The sequence below is a fragment of the Pseudoalteromonas spongiae UST010723-006 genome (assembly GCF_000238255.3).
Taxonomy (GTDB): Bacteria; Pseudomonadota; Gammaproteobacteria; order Enterobacterales; family Alteromonadaceae; genus Pseudoalteromonas; species Pseudoalteromonas spongiae.
Genome location: NZ_CP011040.1, coordinates 1,048,516 through 1,064,265, shown reverse-complemented (window position 1 = coordinate 1,064,265; position 15,750 = coordinate 1,048,516). Strand labels below are relative to the sequence as shown.

Sequence of the window (15,750 nt, the reverse complement as noted above, 5' to 3'; positions counted from 1 at the left end):
ACTGGCGAGATCTTGTACGGGTTAAAAATTTAACTAGATCAAATTAATGTGAGCTTTCGGTTTTGTTAATCATTTTTAATGAATAAACTAAACGCAAAATGATCTACTATTTGACGATTAAATTTTTGTAATCTTTCAGTTTGTTACTAGACTTATAAAGGAAAGGGCTGGCGTCAAAGATGTTCTTACTTGCAAGGAATGCGACATGCATAAAAATTTAATTAAAATTGCGATTGTTGACGACTCGAAAACCATGTTGTTAACGCTAAAAGCAATGCTCAATGGCCTCGGCTATCAAAATACCGAGACCTTCTCTTCCGCGCGTCTTGCATTTGACGAAATCAAAAAAGATAGTTCAGCTTATCACTGCGTATTAACTGATTTAAATATGCCTGAATTAGACGGTATGGCATTTATTAGGCAGTTAGGTGAAATTGGCTTTAATGGCGGTGTGGCAATTGTTTCTGAAATGGATGAACGTGTAATCTCGCTGGCCGCCGACCTTGCTAAAATTCACAAAGTCCGGCTTATTGGCAATTTGTCAAAGCCTGTTAGCGTTAAACAAATTGAAATGGTGTTAGACCGGCTAAAAACACTCAATGTTGTTAAAATGCAAACCTTGCAATACCTCTCTGAACAAGAACTGATAGAAGCCATTGAAAACCAGCAAATTGAACCTTACTACCAACCTAAAATTAACAGCCAAACTAACCGCGTCGACAGTTTGGAAATTCTTGCAAGAATCGTAAAGCCTGGACGTATTGACGCCATTTTACCGCAACATTTTTTGCCGACTGCTGTATCCCTTTGCATCGAAAATATTATTACTTTTCAGCTTGTTGAAAAAGCCGCACGACATTATTGCGAGTTGCAGGTGATTTTTGACCACGATTTTAAACTGGCAATTAATTTATCACCCAAACAAATGCAAGATTCATTTTGCGCCGAACAAATGGCGACCATATTGTGTGTTAACGGATTAGAGCCAAGCCAATTTATTATTGAAGTAACCGAAGAATATGCGTTGCGTACGCCTGAACAACTGGAAACGTTAAACCGTTTGCGCATGCATGGTTATGGTATTGCGCTTGATGATTTTGGTACGGGATTTACCAATTTAAATCAGTTAAGAACCTTGCCTTTCACTGAGATTAAAATAGACAGATGTTTTATTTCGAGCATTCGTGATGATAAATTTTCTCAAGTGATTGTTAAGTCGCTTATCGATATTGCAAAAGAGCAAAAAGTAGAGCTTGTTGCAGAAGGCGTAGAAGATATTGAAGATTTAGAGTACTTGCGCCAAACTGAAATTGGCATTTTATTACAGGGCTTTTTTATCTGTCGGCCAAAACCCATTAATGAAGTTGTGCGTTGGTACAGCAAATGGAAACAAATCTCCGAAAAATCTATCTCTTAAAGACAAACTGCGTTAGTGTAAGTGTGTAAATAGTAAACTAAAACGATTTTTAGTCTTTAAGGATGAAGCGCATGAAATACCGCATTCTCAGTACCTTGCTTGTACTAAGCTCACTTACTGCCACAGCTAACAATTCCGCTGATATCGCCAAAAAATTACAAAATCCTGTTGCCGATATGATCAGTGTGCCAGTGCAGTTTAATTACGACCCGAATATTGGCCTGGACGAGCAAGGTGAACGTTGGTTAACTAATGTTCAGCCAGTTGTACCGTACGATTTAAACGATGATTGGAATTTAATCTCTCGCACAATTATTCCCATAGTAAGTCAAGACTTTGGCTCGTTTCGTGAAGACGGCATTGGCGATATAGTTCAAAGCTTTTTCTTTTCACCTAAACAACAAACCGACAGCGGCTGGATTTGGGGGGCAGGGCCTGTTTTAATGTTTCCGAGTGCCTCTGAGCCTATGTTTGGTAGCGACAATTGGGGAATAGGCCCAACGGCGGTACTGCTTAAACAAAGTGATGGCTGGACTTTTGGTGCATTGGCAAATCATATTTGGGGTTTTGGTGCAGATAAGGACCAAGGCCAGACGGATGTAAATGCAACTTTTATTCAACCATTTATTGGTTATACATGGCCAAGTGCAACCTCAGTATTCTTAAACAGCGAAACAACAATCGACTGGGAAAATGATGTAGAGTCGGTACCAATCAATTTGGTTGCCAGTCAAGTGATAACCATCGGCGATAATGTATTTAGCCTTGGTGCAGGATTGCATTACTGGGCAAAAGGCCCAGAAAATGGGCCTGATGGAATGGGGGCGCGAATTATGATTACCTGGTTAATTCCGCAATAACCAATCTAAAAATGTAAACTTTTGCATGGTACGGTTAACGAATCACCATCCAGTGTTTCACTTTTTCATTTATGTAGCCGCTTTGTCGATACGCTTTATTGATTAAACCGCGGCTTCGCAATTCTTTTAAGCCCCGTTGCACACATTCAAATATTTCTGAGTTGCCCGCGGCTTTTGACACAACAAAATGCCTGCTACCGGGGAGCTTAACTTTCAATCCATGAATTGGTACAAAGGTTTCATTGTCTTGTGAAAAACTCAGGTCGTCGGTGTTGTAAAATGTCGCAAGCATAACATCGCTTCGGCCTTTCATAATCATATCGGTCATTTGTGTAAATTGGCTTACGCTATCTAAATGAGCAAAACCAATTGCCGACATTATTCGCCAATCAATTTGCCAGTTTTTATTAGAAATTGCGTTTAGGCGTTGTAAGCCAAATTTGTCATTTACCTGACGTGCGCGTGTGTTGTTTTGATGTACATAAAAACCTGCCTCGGCTTCACCATCACGTAATAACGGCCTTGAAATATATAGATTATCTTTAATGGGCAGAGCGTCACTTAGCCAAACTCCGGTAACGCTTAAATCAAGAAGTCCTTGTTCGAGCAGACGCAAGCGACGTTTATAGTGATCTGCTTGTACTAATTCAATGTTGCCACGAAACCCGCCAAAGTGAAGCGCTTGTAACAACAAAACTTGCTCAATGACATCGCGATACGCAAACTCGCCTGAGTAATCCTCTATACTGCTAATTTCGCGATCCGCAATAAATTGTTCGACATGTTTTTGGCCTTCTAGCTGAACACCAATTCTAAGCGTTTCTTTTGCCCCAAGCGAACACGTATACACGATGCTTAAAACAAAAAACCAATATCGCATTTTAAATCCTTTAAAATTTAAACTACTCGTAATTCGAGTTGTATTTGATTAATTTATATCGTTTTTTGGTTAAGTTGGCTTAACTTCAGTTTGTTTTTGGAAGGTCTGTTAGGGAGGTAGAAAAGTCCCTGTGTAATAATTGCGCAATATACCTGTGCTTTGTTTAAATATCAATGCGTTGAAGGCTGATAATAACGTTATTTTCTACGCTTTTTTCGTTTCGTATTGCTGATTACTTGCGCGTTTTGTCGTTTTAAGGCAAAGTAAACCTACTTTTCTTATTGGAGCAAGCGCCGACATGAACAACTAACTCCCCAAACAATTTTAACTTTCTGTTTAATGTTAGGGATTAGTAGGCGTTGCTTTGCCAATTTTTCACTGAAAATCAATATTGACGCTAAATATAATAGTGCTTGGGCGTTTCTCGCAGGTGATGCTGATCCCTTTTACTTGGGTAAAAGGATGGTCTTATGCCACATATTTCGATTTCAAATTTTTCATACAGCGTAGCGCAAAAACACATTTTAAAAAACGTATCTCTGCAACTAACACCTGGCGTTTACGGCTTAGTGGGTAACAACGGTAGCGGTAAGTCGACACTTATAAACGCAATAGCAAAGCTTAATGGCTGCAATAACACGATTAAAGTCACTGGCAAAACCACTATTTTTTCACAGCTCAATGCTATGCCAAATTGCTCGGTTGCAGGCTATTTGGGTATTGCCGATAAACTAAATGCGTTGTCGCGCATTAATGCGGGTAGCATCGACGTTAACGACTATCAAACGTTACAAGATGATTGGCATTGCGAACGAGATACAATAGCACTGTTAACGTCACTTGCATTACCAAAAGACCCGTTCATATCGTGTAATAAATTAAGCTATGGGCAGCTAGCTCGTTTAATGCTACATCGTTGCTTTAACAGTGATGCAGATGTTATATTGTTGGATGAGCCAACCAATCACCTCGACCTAAATGCCAGAAAATGGTTAAGCGGCCAGATAACAGCCTTTAGGGGCATTGTGGTTATGGCAAGTCACGATGAAAATCTATTGGATCACAGCACTCGTACATTGCACGTAATTAATGGTACAGTAAATGAATACGGTGTTGGCTATCATCAATTTAAAGCACAGTTTAATGCCGAACAAAAAGCACTGAGAGCGAAGCAAGAGCACATTAAACGCGAACAAACGCAATTTAAGCGCATTGCACAACTAAGCTTAGAAAAAGCACATCAGCGTGCGGCGCAGGGCAAGCAAAAAAGAGCATCGGGCAGTCAGCCTAAAGTGTTACTCGATAGTAAAAAAGAAGCTGCGTCCAAATCCCATAGTCGGCAAGTGAAATTGCAAAACGCGCGCATTGATACATCAAATAAAATGTTGCGTGCGGTATGCGATGATCAGGTTTTAAACGAACCAGTCACATTCCACATGGCCGATATAAACACTCATAAAAATAAGGTACTGGTTAATATAAGCAACTGGAAATGTGAGTTTAATCATCATCCACCACTGAACGCTACCATTAAACAAACAAGTCGTGTTTGGCTTCAAGGCCGTAATGGTTCAGGAAAATCTACCTTACTTAAAAACATAGCGAACCTGAGTAAGGCAAACCTAACAGTTAATAGTAATTGCGATGTGATTTATCTTGAACAAAACTGTCGCTGGCTCGATCAATACAGTGATGTACTGACCGCAATTATGGCTTTGACAACACAGATAAGTGAACAAACCGCGCGTACCTTACTTGCATCTGCTGGGTTTCGAGGCGATAGCGTTTTTTTACCTGTTGAATCACTAAGTGGCGGCGAAAAAATGAAGCTGGCGATGCTAATCGTAAGCCACGCACAAAAAGATGCGTTATTGCTACTTGATGAACCTGATAATCATTTGGATATCGCTGCAAAAACCGCATTGGCGATTTCATTAAATAATTATCCGGGCGCGTTTATATTAGTGAGTCACGACACCCAGTTTGTTAAGCAAATTGGAGTGAATATGCATCTTGATATTAATTCTGGCAGTGCTATTGAAGAACACGCATAAACGTGTAAAGTTCAATAAATTATAATTATTAAATTTTACCGCATTAAGGAGATGCAATGGAAAAGCATGATAGTGGCTTTGATGAAGCAAGTTATGATGATAAAGCGATCCGTTTTAGCCATACTGTTATTCGCTTTTGCGTAAAAATACTCGCAATTTTAATGACGTTGCTCATTATTTGGGGGGTGTTAGATGTTGTCTACGTGATGTACATGAAATTAAGTTCACCGCCTTATTTCTTATTGTCAATCAGTGACATTCTTGCAGTGTTCAGCGCATTTTTGGCGGTGTTGATTGCAATTGAAATCTTTATCAACATTGTTATGTATCTGCGTGACGATGTAATACATGTTAACTTAGTAATCGCGACAGCATTAATGGCGATAGCGCGAAAAGTAATTGTACTCGACTTTACAAAACTCGCCCCTGAATACATTTGGAGCACAGCAGGCTTAGTACTTGCGCTTGGCGTTACCTATTGGTTGATTGCAGTAAAGGATAAGAAAAAAGCCAGCTTATTGTAACGTAATAACAGCTGGCTTCTTGTAGTGAAAGCGGCATATTTAAGTCGCTTTCACTCTTATCTATTCATGCGTAACGCTTTGGTTTTAAGATTTTCCGTTTTCAGCAAACTTCGCTAACGTTTTACCACTCATACGATAGCCAATCCACTCATGCTGAGGCTCGGCGCCAAGTGACTCATAAAATTCACGCGATGGGGTATTCCAATCTAAGCAACTCCATTCAAAACGGCCACACTCTTTTTCAACAGCAATTTGTGCTAAATGCTGAAGTAACGCGATGCCCGCGCCTCTACCACGGTATTCAGGTGATACGTACAAGTCTTCTAGATATAAACCTGGTTTTGCAAGCCAGGTTGAATAGTTGTAAAAAAATACGGCAAAGCCAATGGCATGACCATCTAATTCGCAAATTAAACCATAAACACCAGAGTGCTCAGAAAACATGCTCTGTTTGATGGTCTCGGGCGTTGCTAATACTTCGTGTTCTGCCTTTTCGTATATTGCTAACTCTTTAATAAAGTGCAAAATTGTATCGACATCGCTTAGTGTTGCCGGGCGAATTGTTAAGCTCATTGAAACCTCATCGTTTAAACTTTTTTGCTAGTGTATGATTAACGCGCTAATGAAACCAGTGCATAATAATCATAAATATATGAAAGGTGCTCATGGTATATGAATCTAAAACAGTTTGATCTGAATTTACTTGTTTTATTTCATAAACTCTACGTAACGGGCTCGGTTAGCCAAGCCGCAGATGAGATGTGTATTAGCCAGTCTGCATTTAGTCACGCCTTAGCACGCTTAAGAAAAAGCCTGAACGACCCGCTTTTTATTCGTGAAAACAATTATATGCAACCAACAGAGCGCGCGCACTTATTAGCCCAGCATATAGAAAAAGCGCTGCCACTTATTGAACAAGGCTTAAGTAGTGTGACGCCTTTTGAACCGTTAACAAGCGAAAAAACCTTTCGTATTGCTGCAACCGATTTTTCAGAATTTTGTTTACTACCCAAATTAACCAAGCACTTTGCCACCGTAGCGCCTAAGGTGAAATTACAAGTGTTGCCTGCAAGCCCGTTGCCCGTTAAGCAGCAATTATCACAAGGTGATTTGGATTTTGTCCTTGGCTTTCAACATCAAGATAGTGAAATGGAAGGGGTTAGGCACTTAACCTGGCTAAGTGATGAGTATGTAACTGTAACGTGTAAACATAATACGCATGTTCAACATCAAATTACGCTTGAACAATTTTTGGCGCATAAGCATATTTTAATCGCACCGTGGGGTGAGAATGCCGGTGTGGTTGACCATGTGCTTGCAAGCTTAGATTTGAACCGTGAAATTGGTTGCCAACAGGCAAGTGTGTTGGTTGCGCCGTATTTAGTACCAAACAGCGAATATGTACTAACCATGCCTAAACGCATAGCAACCTTAGTGGCTGATAAATTACAATTACAGGTGCTTAAGCCACCAATTCATATTCCAAATTATCATTTACAGTTGTATTGGCATGTATCCAAATCAAATAATGCAGCAATTAATTGGTTTATCGGTGAAGTTGAGAAGTTATTTATTGAATTGTGATGCAATGCCAATTCACTTAATACCAATTCACTTAAGTAGCTGATCATCCTAGCGGGCTAAATATCATGCTAACTGCGTTAGAATTTATCAATGTAGAACAAATACATAAGAAAAATTCCGCCTTGTTACCAATTCTTTCATCCAGCGCTATCCCTGATCACAAACTTAACAGAGTTGGTATAAGCTAAAAAAGCCAGTCAGGGCTGCTGACTGGCATTTTTATTAAAGGCTTGTTTGAAATTGCGTATGAGATAACGCTTCTTCTGTTTCCATTTCGCCGCGGTGATCTTTTGCTATTTTTTCATAAAGTAGCGGAAGCACCACTAAGGTAAAGAAGGTACCAATCAACATTCCGGCAACCAAAATAATACCAATGCTATTGCGCGCTTCAGCGCCTGCGCCTGTTACGAGTACCAATGGGAAGTGACCGAGTACGGTTGCACCTGTGGTCATTAAAATTGGGCGTAAACGTGTAGCGGCAGCGCCTTTTACAGCGTCTAGTTTAGATTTACCTTCAAGCTGTAAATGATTCGCAAATTCAACAATTAAAATACCATTCTTTGCAATCAATCCAATTAATGTAATAAGGCCAATTTGGCTATAAATATTCACCGTTGTGAGTGATAGAAATGGCAACATGAGTGCGCCAGCAAGTGCTAAAGGCGCACAGCCAAGCAGCACAACAAGTGGGTCGCGGAAGCTATTAAATTGAATCGTCAGCAGGAAGTAAACCACAATCATTGATACTAACAGTACGCCAACCATAGTATTACCTTCTTTACGAAGTTGGCGTGATTCACCTGCATAATCAATAGAATAATGCTTTGGTAAAACGTCAGCTGCTATTTGTTCAATAGTGCTTAAACCTTGCTCTTTGGTGATATGAGGTAAAACACCCGCTAAAATTCTAAATGAACTTTGTTGGTTAAACGAGCCCAATACGCGCGGGCTGGTAAATGTGCGTAATGTCGCAAATGACGACACAGGAATAAGTTCGCCACTACCAGTGCGTATTTTCATATCGAGAATATTTTCAGGGTTATAGCGCTCATTATCGCCAACAATTGGGATCACGCGATAGGCTTTGCCATCTTTATTAAAATAGTTAACAAAGTTGTTCGACATTAAAATGCTCAGCTGATCATTCACCGATTGTAAATTTAACCCTAAATCGGCGATTAATTCGCGGTCGATTTCTAGCTCTGCCTGCGGTAAGTCGATTTTTAGGTCGGTATTTATAAACATAAAGCTGCCGCTGGCGTTTGCTTTTGCAATAATCTCGTCGGCGTATTGCTTCATAGTTTCTGGCTTATCATTCGCGCGCAATACAACTTCAACGTCAAACTGTCCTGCGGTAGGCAATGACGCTGGCAGAATTGGGAACAAGCTTAAGCCCGTTACACTGCCTAGTCGACCGTAAAGGTCAAATAGTAAGTCGTGTACCGAGTTTTCGCGTTCTTCATATGGCGCAAGTTCAACGCCACCAAAACCGGCTGCCGCAGTAATAATTTGCCAGGTAAACTGACCACCTTCGGTCGCATTCATTACCTCAGCGGTATCATTCATTTTGCTTGAAGTATACGCCTGCGATGATTCAGGCGGCGCTTCAACAACTACTTGAATACTGCTTTGATCTTCAATTGGTGCGAGCTCTTTTTGTGATAAAAGGTAGAAAGGTGCCGATAACAATGAAAACACAATAGCGACGAAGAACACTTGAGCACGCCAGTTAAATAGGGTGTCTAATGCGTTAAAGTAGAAATTTTGTAACTTATCAAAGTAGCTATTTACTTTTTTCGTCAGTTTACTTTCTTTACCACCTTCGGCGTTAACCCACGCACTCATAATGGGCGATAAAGTAACGGCAACAACACCGGAAATAAGTACCGCAATGGCAAGGGTAAACGCAAACTCTCTAAATAAGAAACCCGTTAAACCGGTTAAAAAGCCAATGGGGGCGTATACTGCCGCAAGGGTTAAGGTCATGGCGATTACTGGCACAAGTAATTGACGTGAACTAATGAGCGCAGCTTGCCAGCGAGGTCTACCTTCGCGCATATGACGTGCTACGTTTTCAACGACCACAATGGCATCGTCTACTACAAGGCCAACGGATAACACAATCGCAAGAATTGTCAGCAGGTTAAGTGAAAACCCAACCACATAAATAACGGCAATCGCACCTAAAATTGAAATAGGAATGGTGATAAGTGGCACCATAGCCGTTCTAAATGAGCCCATCATGGCAAGAACCACAATGCCAACGAGTAGAACGGTTTCACCCAGCGTGGTAAAAATTTCTTTAATCGAATCACGCATGTAGAGCGTACCATCGTAACCGATTTCAATGTGCATACCGTTTGGTAATACTTCGTTGATTTGATCTAGCTTTTTATAAAGTGCATCACCAATAACAATTTCGTTAGCGCCTGGCAGCGCCCAAACTGCTAAAAATACCGTATCGTGATCATCTAAACGCGCTGTTACCATGCCTTCGGCTTCGCCAATTTCGACGTTGGCGATTGTACCAAGACGAAGTTGCACACCGTCACTTTCTTTTACGATGAGGTTTTCAAAATCAGCTACGCTTTTTAGCGATGTATTAGCCATTAAATCAATGCGTTGACGGTTGTTTTCACTGTAGCCTAATGTTGCTATGGTGTTGTTAGCTTGCAGTGCTTGAAACACATCTACGGCACTCACGTTATAAACAGCGAGTTTATCGGTATCAAGCCAAATGCGCATAGCGGGATCGCGACCGCCTTCAAGGGTTACTTTTTGCACGCCATCAATATCGCTCATTTGCGGCACAATGTTACGGGTTAGGTAGTCACTTACTTCGCTACGCGGTAAACCTTGCGATTGTACATCCAGATAAAAAACCGCGTACGGACTATCGGCACGTACAATTTGAATTGCCGGATCTTCAGCGCCCGTTGGCAATTCAAACTTGATTTGGTTTAATTTAGTCGTGAGCTCTGCTAAGGCATCTGTTGTATTGTGGTTTAGTTCAAGCCAGGCAGTTACTTTACTAAGGCCTGCTGTGGTAATTGAATCAACGTAATCTACGCCTGGAACCGTAGAGGTGACACGCTCAATAGGCTCGGTAACATAGCCCTTTACAACATCGGCTGATGCACCGGTGTAAACGGTATTAATGACTAACGAGGCACTTTCAATTTTCGGATATTGTTGTACCGAGATTTTTTGCGCAGCGTTAATACCCGCGAGCACAATTAATACTGACAGTACGATTGCCAATACGGGTCGATTGACAAAAATGTCCATAAAGGAGGGCTTGTTTTCGTGTAATGAACTCATTACAAGCCTCCAGTGTGCGTTGTATTTTCAGCCGTTTCTGTAGTGTAAACCAAGAGGTTTTCTTTTAGTTTAAACGCACCTTCACTGGCAATAAACTCACCGGCATTTAAACCACTTAAGATTAATTGTTGATCTTGGATTTTATCACCTAGCTCTACTTTAATTGGCTTGGCGCGCCAATTTTGTTTATCGTCTTTCTCTAATTTATAAACAAAATCACCGAAGTGGCTGCGTGTTACTGCATTGGTCGGTACTGCTACTGCGTCAATCACTTCAATTGGCACAAACACACTCACCATTTGGTTGTGGTGTAACTGCTTATTTTGGTTGTTTACAATGGCACGATAGCTTTGTTGGCGCGAATTTACGTCGATATTTGGCGCAATAGCAATCAGTTCAGCTGTTAATGTGGTGTCGGATTTTTGCTGCTTTACCGGTGTAACGCGTAGGGCATCACCAATGGCTAAGCGTGGTAGCGTTTGTGGTACAGCAAAATCAATCCAGATATTGTCATTTAAGCCAACCAAAGTAGTGATTTGGCTATTTGCATCAAGTAATTGGCCGACTTGATATTGCGTTAAGCCAACGCGACCAGCAAACGGCGCTTTAATGTTTTTTTTGTTAATAACTGACGTTAAATTAGCCACTTCAGCGTTAGCGACATTGACATTAGCCAGCGCTTTATCCACTTCATCTTGGCTAATGCGCTTTTGCGATAACAATTTTTCAACACGTGATAGGGTTGATTCCGCAAGGGTGAGGCGTGCTTTTGCGGCACTTAAATTAGCTTCTTCGATACTGGTGTCTAGTTTTAAAAGCAACTGATCTTTTTCAACTATATCACCCGGCTTAAAACCTACTTTGGTAATATTGCCAGCATATTCATTGCTTACGGTTAGTGTATTCGGTGCTTGCACTTGGCCAATAACTTTTACGGTTTTAATGTGCTGGGTTGACTGAGCATAGGTACTTTTCACCGATGCGGAAGGTTCAGGAAATGATTCGGCAAAGGCAATCATTGCTTGAATTTGACTAAACTTGGCAAAGCCTAGTCCCGAGACAACAACAAGTATAAGGATAATGGCTGCGAGCCAGCGTTTAATTTTCATACTATCTCCGTTTGTATTGCATTAACGCAATGTTAATTTCTTTAATTCGTTTTCAATGGTGACAAGTGAGTCATCATCGATGGGTTTCTTCCATGGATAACTATTAAGCAAACGCACTGTGCTTCTAATAATAGGATGATTAAGCGGTAATGGCTCAAGTAATGAGTCTGTGCCTTCGACAATTTCTTGCGTTTGTTTAACCCGTTGTACTTGTTCAAATCCAACAGTTATAGCCCAGCCACTAATGAGTATTTCTTCAATCACTTCGCTTAGGTTAGGCACATTTTGCAGCTCGCCCGCACTGATGCCATCGGAAAGGGCTAATTTAAAACCTTGTTCACAACAGTTACAGGCGTCGATCATTTTTTCAGTCCAACGACTTGAAGCGCGCTGAATAACCGCTTTATTGGTTGAATAAGATTGCAGTTCGTAATCAAATTCAAAGCGTTGCATGGCTTTAGGGGATATTAAACATACCGCGAGCATTTTTTCTGGCGTTGATAAGGGTAAGCTAAGCACACGTTCAAAAACCTTTGATACGTGATCAAATGACTGATAGGCAAGGGCAAGCACAATATCTTCTTTGCTCTGCACGAACTTATATACAGAACCCATAGAAAGCCCGGCTAAACGCGCGACCTTAGCCATCGTAAAGTCGGTAACTGACGACTCGTTAATACACTGTTCTGCGGCATTTAAGATCATTCTTTCCTGCTCTTGCAGGCTATATTTTGGTGCTGGTGCCATTACTAAACCTCTTGCTCATTTTCTTTGGTAACGCCATTCGAATGATATTCGAATGGCGTTATTCTAATTCAGCAAAGGTTAATGTCAATTAAAAATACGTAATATTTCAATGGTCGAATATCGTATTAATCGTGTAGGTTTATGACTACCTTAACTTAGTTCAAAAACGCTGCGTGAAACAATTAGGCAGTGTTGTTTTTTATGGCGTTTTGGTTTGTTAAACAACAATGGTCGCAAAAGTAGGTGATAAGAATGGTTTAACTGACATGTCAGTTAGTTGAGTGACAATAATGAATGTAACCGTTGATACTAGAAAGTGGGCTTGCCAAAACGCGCTAATGTGTAGCGCGTTGGCCAGCTCGATTTTAGTGTAAGGGCAGTGTAATTTGAATACATAGTCCGCCACTTTTTCCCTGTTTGGCAATAATGCGGCCGTTGTGTAATTCAATTAAGCTTTTACAAATAGATAAACCTAAACCTAAACCACCCGTGGCACGACTTCGCGACTTCTCAACTCGATAGAGACGATTAAACAAGTGTTCGATATCCTCAAGTGATACACCTGGGGCAGTGTCGTCTACTTGAATAAACAGATTATTCTGGTCATTTCGTGCTTTTAATCGAATAAAACCAGGCACTGATGTGTAGCGAATCGCATTACTAAATAAGTTATGGAAAACCTGTTGGATACGGTTGATATCAAGGTCAACATCAAGTGTCTCGTCAAGTTGAATATCAAGCTTAAGCTCAAGGCCTACTTTTTCAATAAGTACACGGTTATCAGTAATAATGGCATTAAGTAAGTTGTGTGCGTTAATTTTAACCTTATTTAAGGTTAGTACCATCGAATCAGCTTGCGATAGTTGGTCGATATCAGACACCAAGTGACTTAGTTGCTCAATCTTTGCATTTAAACGGTTGTGAGCGAGTTCAGTATCTGGTTCTAAGTTATATTGCAGTGCCTCAATTTGTAATTTTAGTACACTAAACGGTGTACGTAGTTCGTGGCAAATATCTGAAAGCATTTGGTTTTTGTGGTCAATTGCAGCTTCTTTTAATCGAGCTTGCGCTTGTGCCATCTGCTTTTTCTTAATTTGCGAGTAAATCAAAAGGCTAAATAGTAGAAAAACAATTAACGCTAAAGTGATGCCGAAATATTGACGATATTGCATTACTTCAAGATCACTTTGCTGCTTTTCATTTTCAAGTTCTAAATCTTTTACTTTTAACTGTTCAGAAAACTTAGCAAGCTCAGAATTCATTTCATCCCGGTATGCTTTCAATTTTTCTTCAGCGCGTGCTTGCTCTGTATTGTGCAGTATTTTTAGATGCGAGTAGGCTTGCTGATAATTTTCTATGTTGTAATTCGCTTTTGCTAGAATTTTTTGCTTTCTAACCATGTATGTTGGGCTAATCGTATCACCCGGCAGCATTTCAATAAGCTCTATCGCTTTTTGGTTTTGATTAATCGATATGTAAAGTTCAGCAAGCGGTGGTATAACGTTATTCTTGGTGATGGGGTTATCGATTGTTAAAGCGTTATCGGCGCTTTTATTTGCAATTTCAAGCGCTTGGTCTAGTTTACCTTGTTTCATCAAGATACGTGCTTTTCGCATAAACGCCACTGCTAATTGCTGCTTATTTTTTCCTTTCTCTGCCAATTCGATAGAGCGGTTTAAATAGGTTTGTGCTTGACCGTTGTCACCAAGTAACAAATAAATACTTGAAATGCGGTTAAGAGAGTAAATGATATTATTAATGTCGCCAGACGCTTCATCAAGTTTTAACACGCGCTGAGCAAACGTTAAGGCCAAATCTAATTCGTGCAGTTGCATATAAACCGCAGTGATATTAAACAAGATATCGGCAAGTAAAATAGGGTTGTTACCATTCTCAATGCTTGGTAATGCTTGCTTATAAAGCTCTAATGCTTCGTTGTATTTGTTCTGCCCTTCATAAATAACCCCTTTATTCATGGTAATTCTTGACGCTTGCAACGGATCACCGCTTTGCTCTGCATAAGGTAATGCTCGTTCATAATATTCCAAGGCTTTGTCCAACAAACCAAGATTGCGATAAAAGATGCCTTGACGCGTATATACTTCGCTCATTCGAGAGATGAAATTATGATTCTGCGCCAATGTGATGGCGGTAGTTTGGATGTCCGATGCCAACTGCACATCGCCTTTTCGATAAGCTTCGTCAGCTAGGGCAATGTAAACAATTATCTGTAACTCTGGCGTGCTAGACCAAAGATTATGTTGTTTTACATACCTTATTTCTTTGCTAAACGCGTCATATTCGCCTTGTTTTAAATAACCTTTGAGAATACTTTCTGTAGCGGCCGTAAATGCAGTTATATTTGATTCCAATTCTGCGGTATTGCGCAGTTTATTTAAGCTTGTGTGCTGATTGGGGACTTCAGCAATACTTGTAATTTCCTTTAGCAACTGGTTTGCTGAAACTGGCCAAACAACAATAAAAAGAGCGGCTATAAATAAGGTAGTTATACGTATGGACGCGGCATGTTTCATGATGCTTTCTCGATATAGCGATAACCTACACCATATACTGATTCAATTGCTTCGTAATCTAGCCCAAGTAACGATAATTTTTTTCGCACATTACGAATATGGCTATCGACCGTACGGTCACTGATTTCACGATACGAATCGTAAACTAACTCAATGATTTGTTCGCGATTATAAATCCGGTTAGGGTGCGATATTAGTAAGTTTAATAAGCTGTACTCGACAAATGTGAGCTTTTGCTGTTGTTCACCGTAACTGATTTTTAGTTGTGCTTCATCGAGTTGCAAGCTTTGAGTAGTTATGGCGGAAACCTGATTTTCAACTGTTGTAGGTGCGGGGGGTGTATTCACCCGGCGCAATATTGCTTTAATTCTGAGCACCAGCTCGGGGCCAGAATAGGGCTTGCAAACATAGTCATCTACACCAGTTTGTAAACCTATTAAACGGCTGATTTCGTCAGTTTTTGCGGTCACCATAATAATTGGCACATCACTAAATTGGCGAATTTGATTGGTTAGGGTCACGCCATCGACACCGGGTAACATCACATCCATTAAAATAAGATCTGGCATGTTGTTATTAACATAATCCATTACAGTATCGCCGGTTTTAAGCCACTTTGTTTGATAGCCAGACGCCTCGATAAAACGAATTAAGATTTCGCCGAGATCTTCGTCATCCTCAATTAATAGAATTGTTTGTTTGAGCATAGGTGTTAAATAT

At 40.4% G+C, this 15,750-nt stretch carries 12 protein-coding genes; 5 read left to right on the top strand and 7 right to left on the bottom strand.

The window, feature by feature from the left end:
- Nucleotides 1-205 precede the first annotated feature (205 nt).
- Together PSPO_RS19025 and PSPO_RS19020 are read left to right on the top strand one after the other, a co-directional pair.
- Complete coding sequence (locus PSPO_RS19025) at nt 206-1,417, top strand: EAL domain-containing response regulator (RefSeq protein WP_010558946.1); 1,212 nt, start codon at nt 206-208, stop codon at nt 1,415-1,417.
- Nucleotides 1,418-1,488: 71 nt separating this feature from the next.
- Nucleotides 1,489-2,277 (top strand): hypothetical protein, encoded by a 789-nt coding sequence (locus PSPO_RS19020; RefSeq protein ID WP_010558947.1) that lies wholly within the window; start codon nt 1,489-1,491, stop codon nt 2,275-2,277.
- Between the two features lie 34 nt (nt 2,278-2,311).
- Here PSPO_RS19020 and PSPO_RS19015 read toward each other — a convergent pair whose 3' ends face one another.
- On the bottom strand, nt 2,312-3,157 hold the full coding sequence (locus PSPO_RS19015; protein WP_010558948.1) for a hypothetical protein: 846 nt from the start codon (nt 3,155-3,157) through the stop codon (nt 2,312-2,314).
- A 470-nt stretch (nt 3,158-3,627) separates the two neighbouring features.
- Between PSPO_RS19015 and PSPO_RS19010 the strand changes: the two genes are divergently transcribed.
- Both PSPO_RS19010 and PSPO_RS19005 read left to right on the top strand, forming a co-directional pair.
- Nucleotides 3,628-5,211 (top strand): ATP-binding cassette domain-containing protein, encoded by a 1,584-nt coding sequence (locus tag PSPO_RS19010; protein WP_010558949.1) that lies wholly within the window; start codon nt 3,628-3,630, stop codon nt 5,209-5,211.
- 56 nt (nt 5,212-5,267) lie between these two features.
- The gene (locus tag PSPO_RS19005; protein ID WP_010558950.1) at nt 5,268-5,735 is read left to right on the top strand and encodes a phosphate-starvation-inducible PsiE family protein; all 468 of its coding nucleotides are present in this window, start codon (nt 5,268-5,270) and stop codon (nt 5,733-5,735) included.
- A gap of 84 nt (nt 5,736-5,819) precedes the next feature.
- Here PSPO_RS19005 and PSPO_RS19000 read toward each other — a convergent pair whose 3' ends face one another.
- On the bottom strand, nt 5,820-6,308 hold the full coding sequence (locus PSPO_RS19000) for a GNAT family N-acetyltransferase (protein WP_010558951.1): 489 nt from the start codon (nt 6,306-6,308) through the stop codon (nt 5,820-5,822).
- Nucleotides 6,309-6,407: 99 nt separating this feature from the next.
- On the opposite strand from PSPO_RS19000, the gene PSPO_RS18995 reads away from it, so the two are divergent.
- Complete coding sequence (locus PSPO_RS18995; RefSeq protein WP_010558952.1) at nt 6,408-7,319, top strand: LysR family transcriptional regulator; 912 nt, start codon at nt 6,408-6,410, stop codon at nt 7,317-7,319.
- Between the two features lie 222 nt (nt 7,320-7,541).
- On the opposite strand, the gene PSPO_RS18990 is transcribed toward PSPO_RS18995, so the two are convergent.
- From PSPO_RS18990 to PSPO_RS18970, 5 genes are all read right to left on the bottom strand, one after another.
- Entirely contained in the window at nt 7,542-10,640 is a 3,099-nt protein-coding gene (locus tag PSPO_RS18990; protein ID WP_010558953.1) for an efflux RND transporter permease subunit, read from the bottom strand.
- Nucleotides 10,640-11,749, bottom strand: coding sequence for an efflux RND transporter periplasmic adaptor subunit (locus tag PSPO_RS18985; protein ID WP_010558954.1), 1,110 nt, complete (start codon nt 11,747-11,749; stop codon nt 10,640-10,642). The genes PSPO_RS18990 and PSPO_RS18985 overlap by 1 nt, the downstream gene beginning before the upstream one ends.
- Nucleotides 11,750-11,770: 21 nt before the next feature.
- On the bottom strand, nt 11,771-12,496 hold the full coding sequence (locus PSPO_RS18980; protein ID WP_010558955.1) for a TetR/AcrR family transcriptional regulator: 726 nt from the start codon (nt 12,494-12,496) through the stop codon (nt 11,771-11,773).
- A 365-nt stretch (nt 12,497-12,861) separates the two neighbouring features.
- The gene (locus PSPO_RS18975; RefSeq protein ID WP_010558956.1) at nt 12,862-15,030 is read right to left on the bottom strand and encodes an ATP-binding protein; all 2,169 of its coding nucleotides are present in this window, start codon (nt 15,028-15,030) and stop codon (nt 12,862-12,864) included.
- Nucleotides 15,027-15,737, bottom strand: coding sequence for a response regulator (locus PSPO_RS18970; protein WP_010558957.1), 711 nt, complete (start codon nt 15,735-15,737; stop codon nt 15,027-15,029). The genes PSPO_RS18975 and PSPO_RS18970 overlap by 4 nt, the downstream gene beginning before the upstream one ends.
- Between the last annotated feature and the right edge of the window lie 13 nt (nt 15,738-15,750).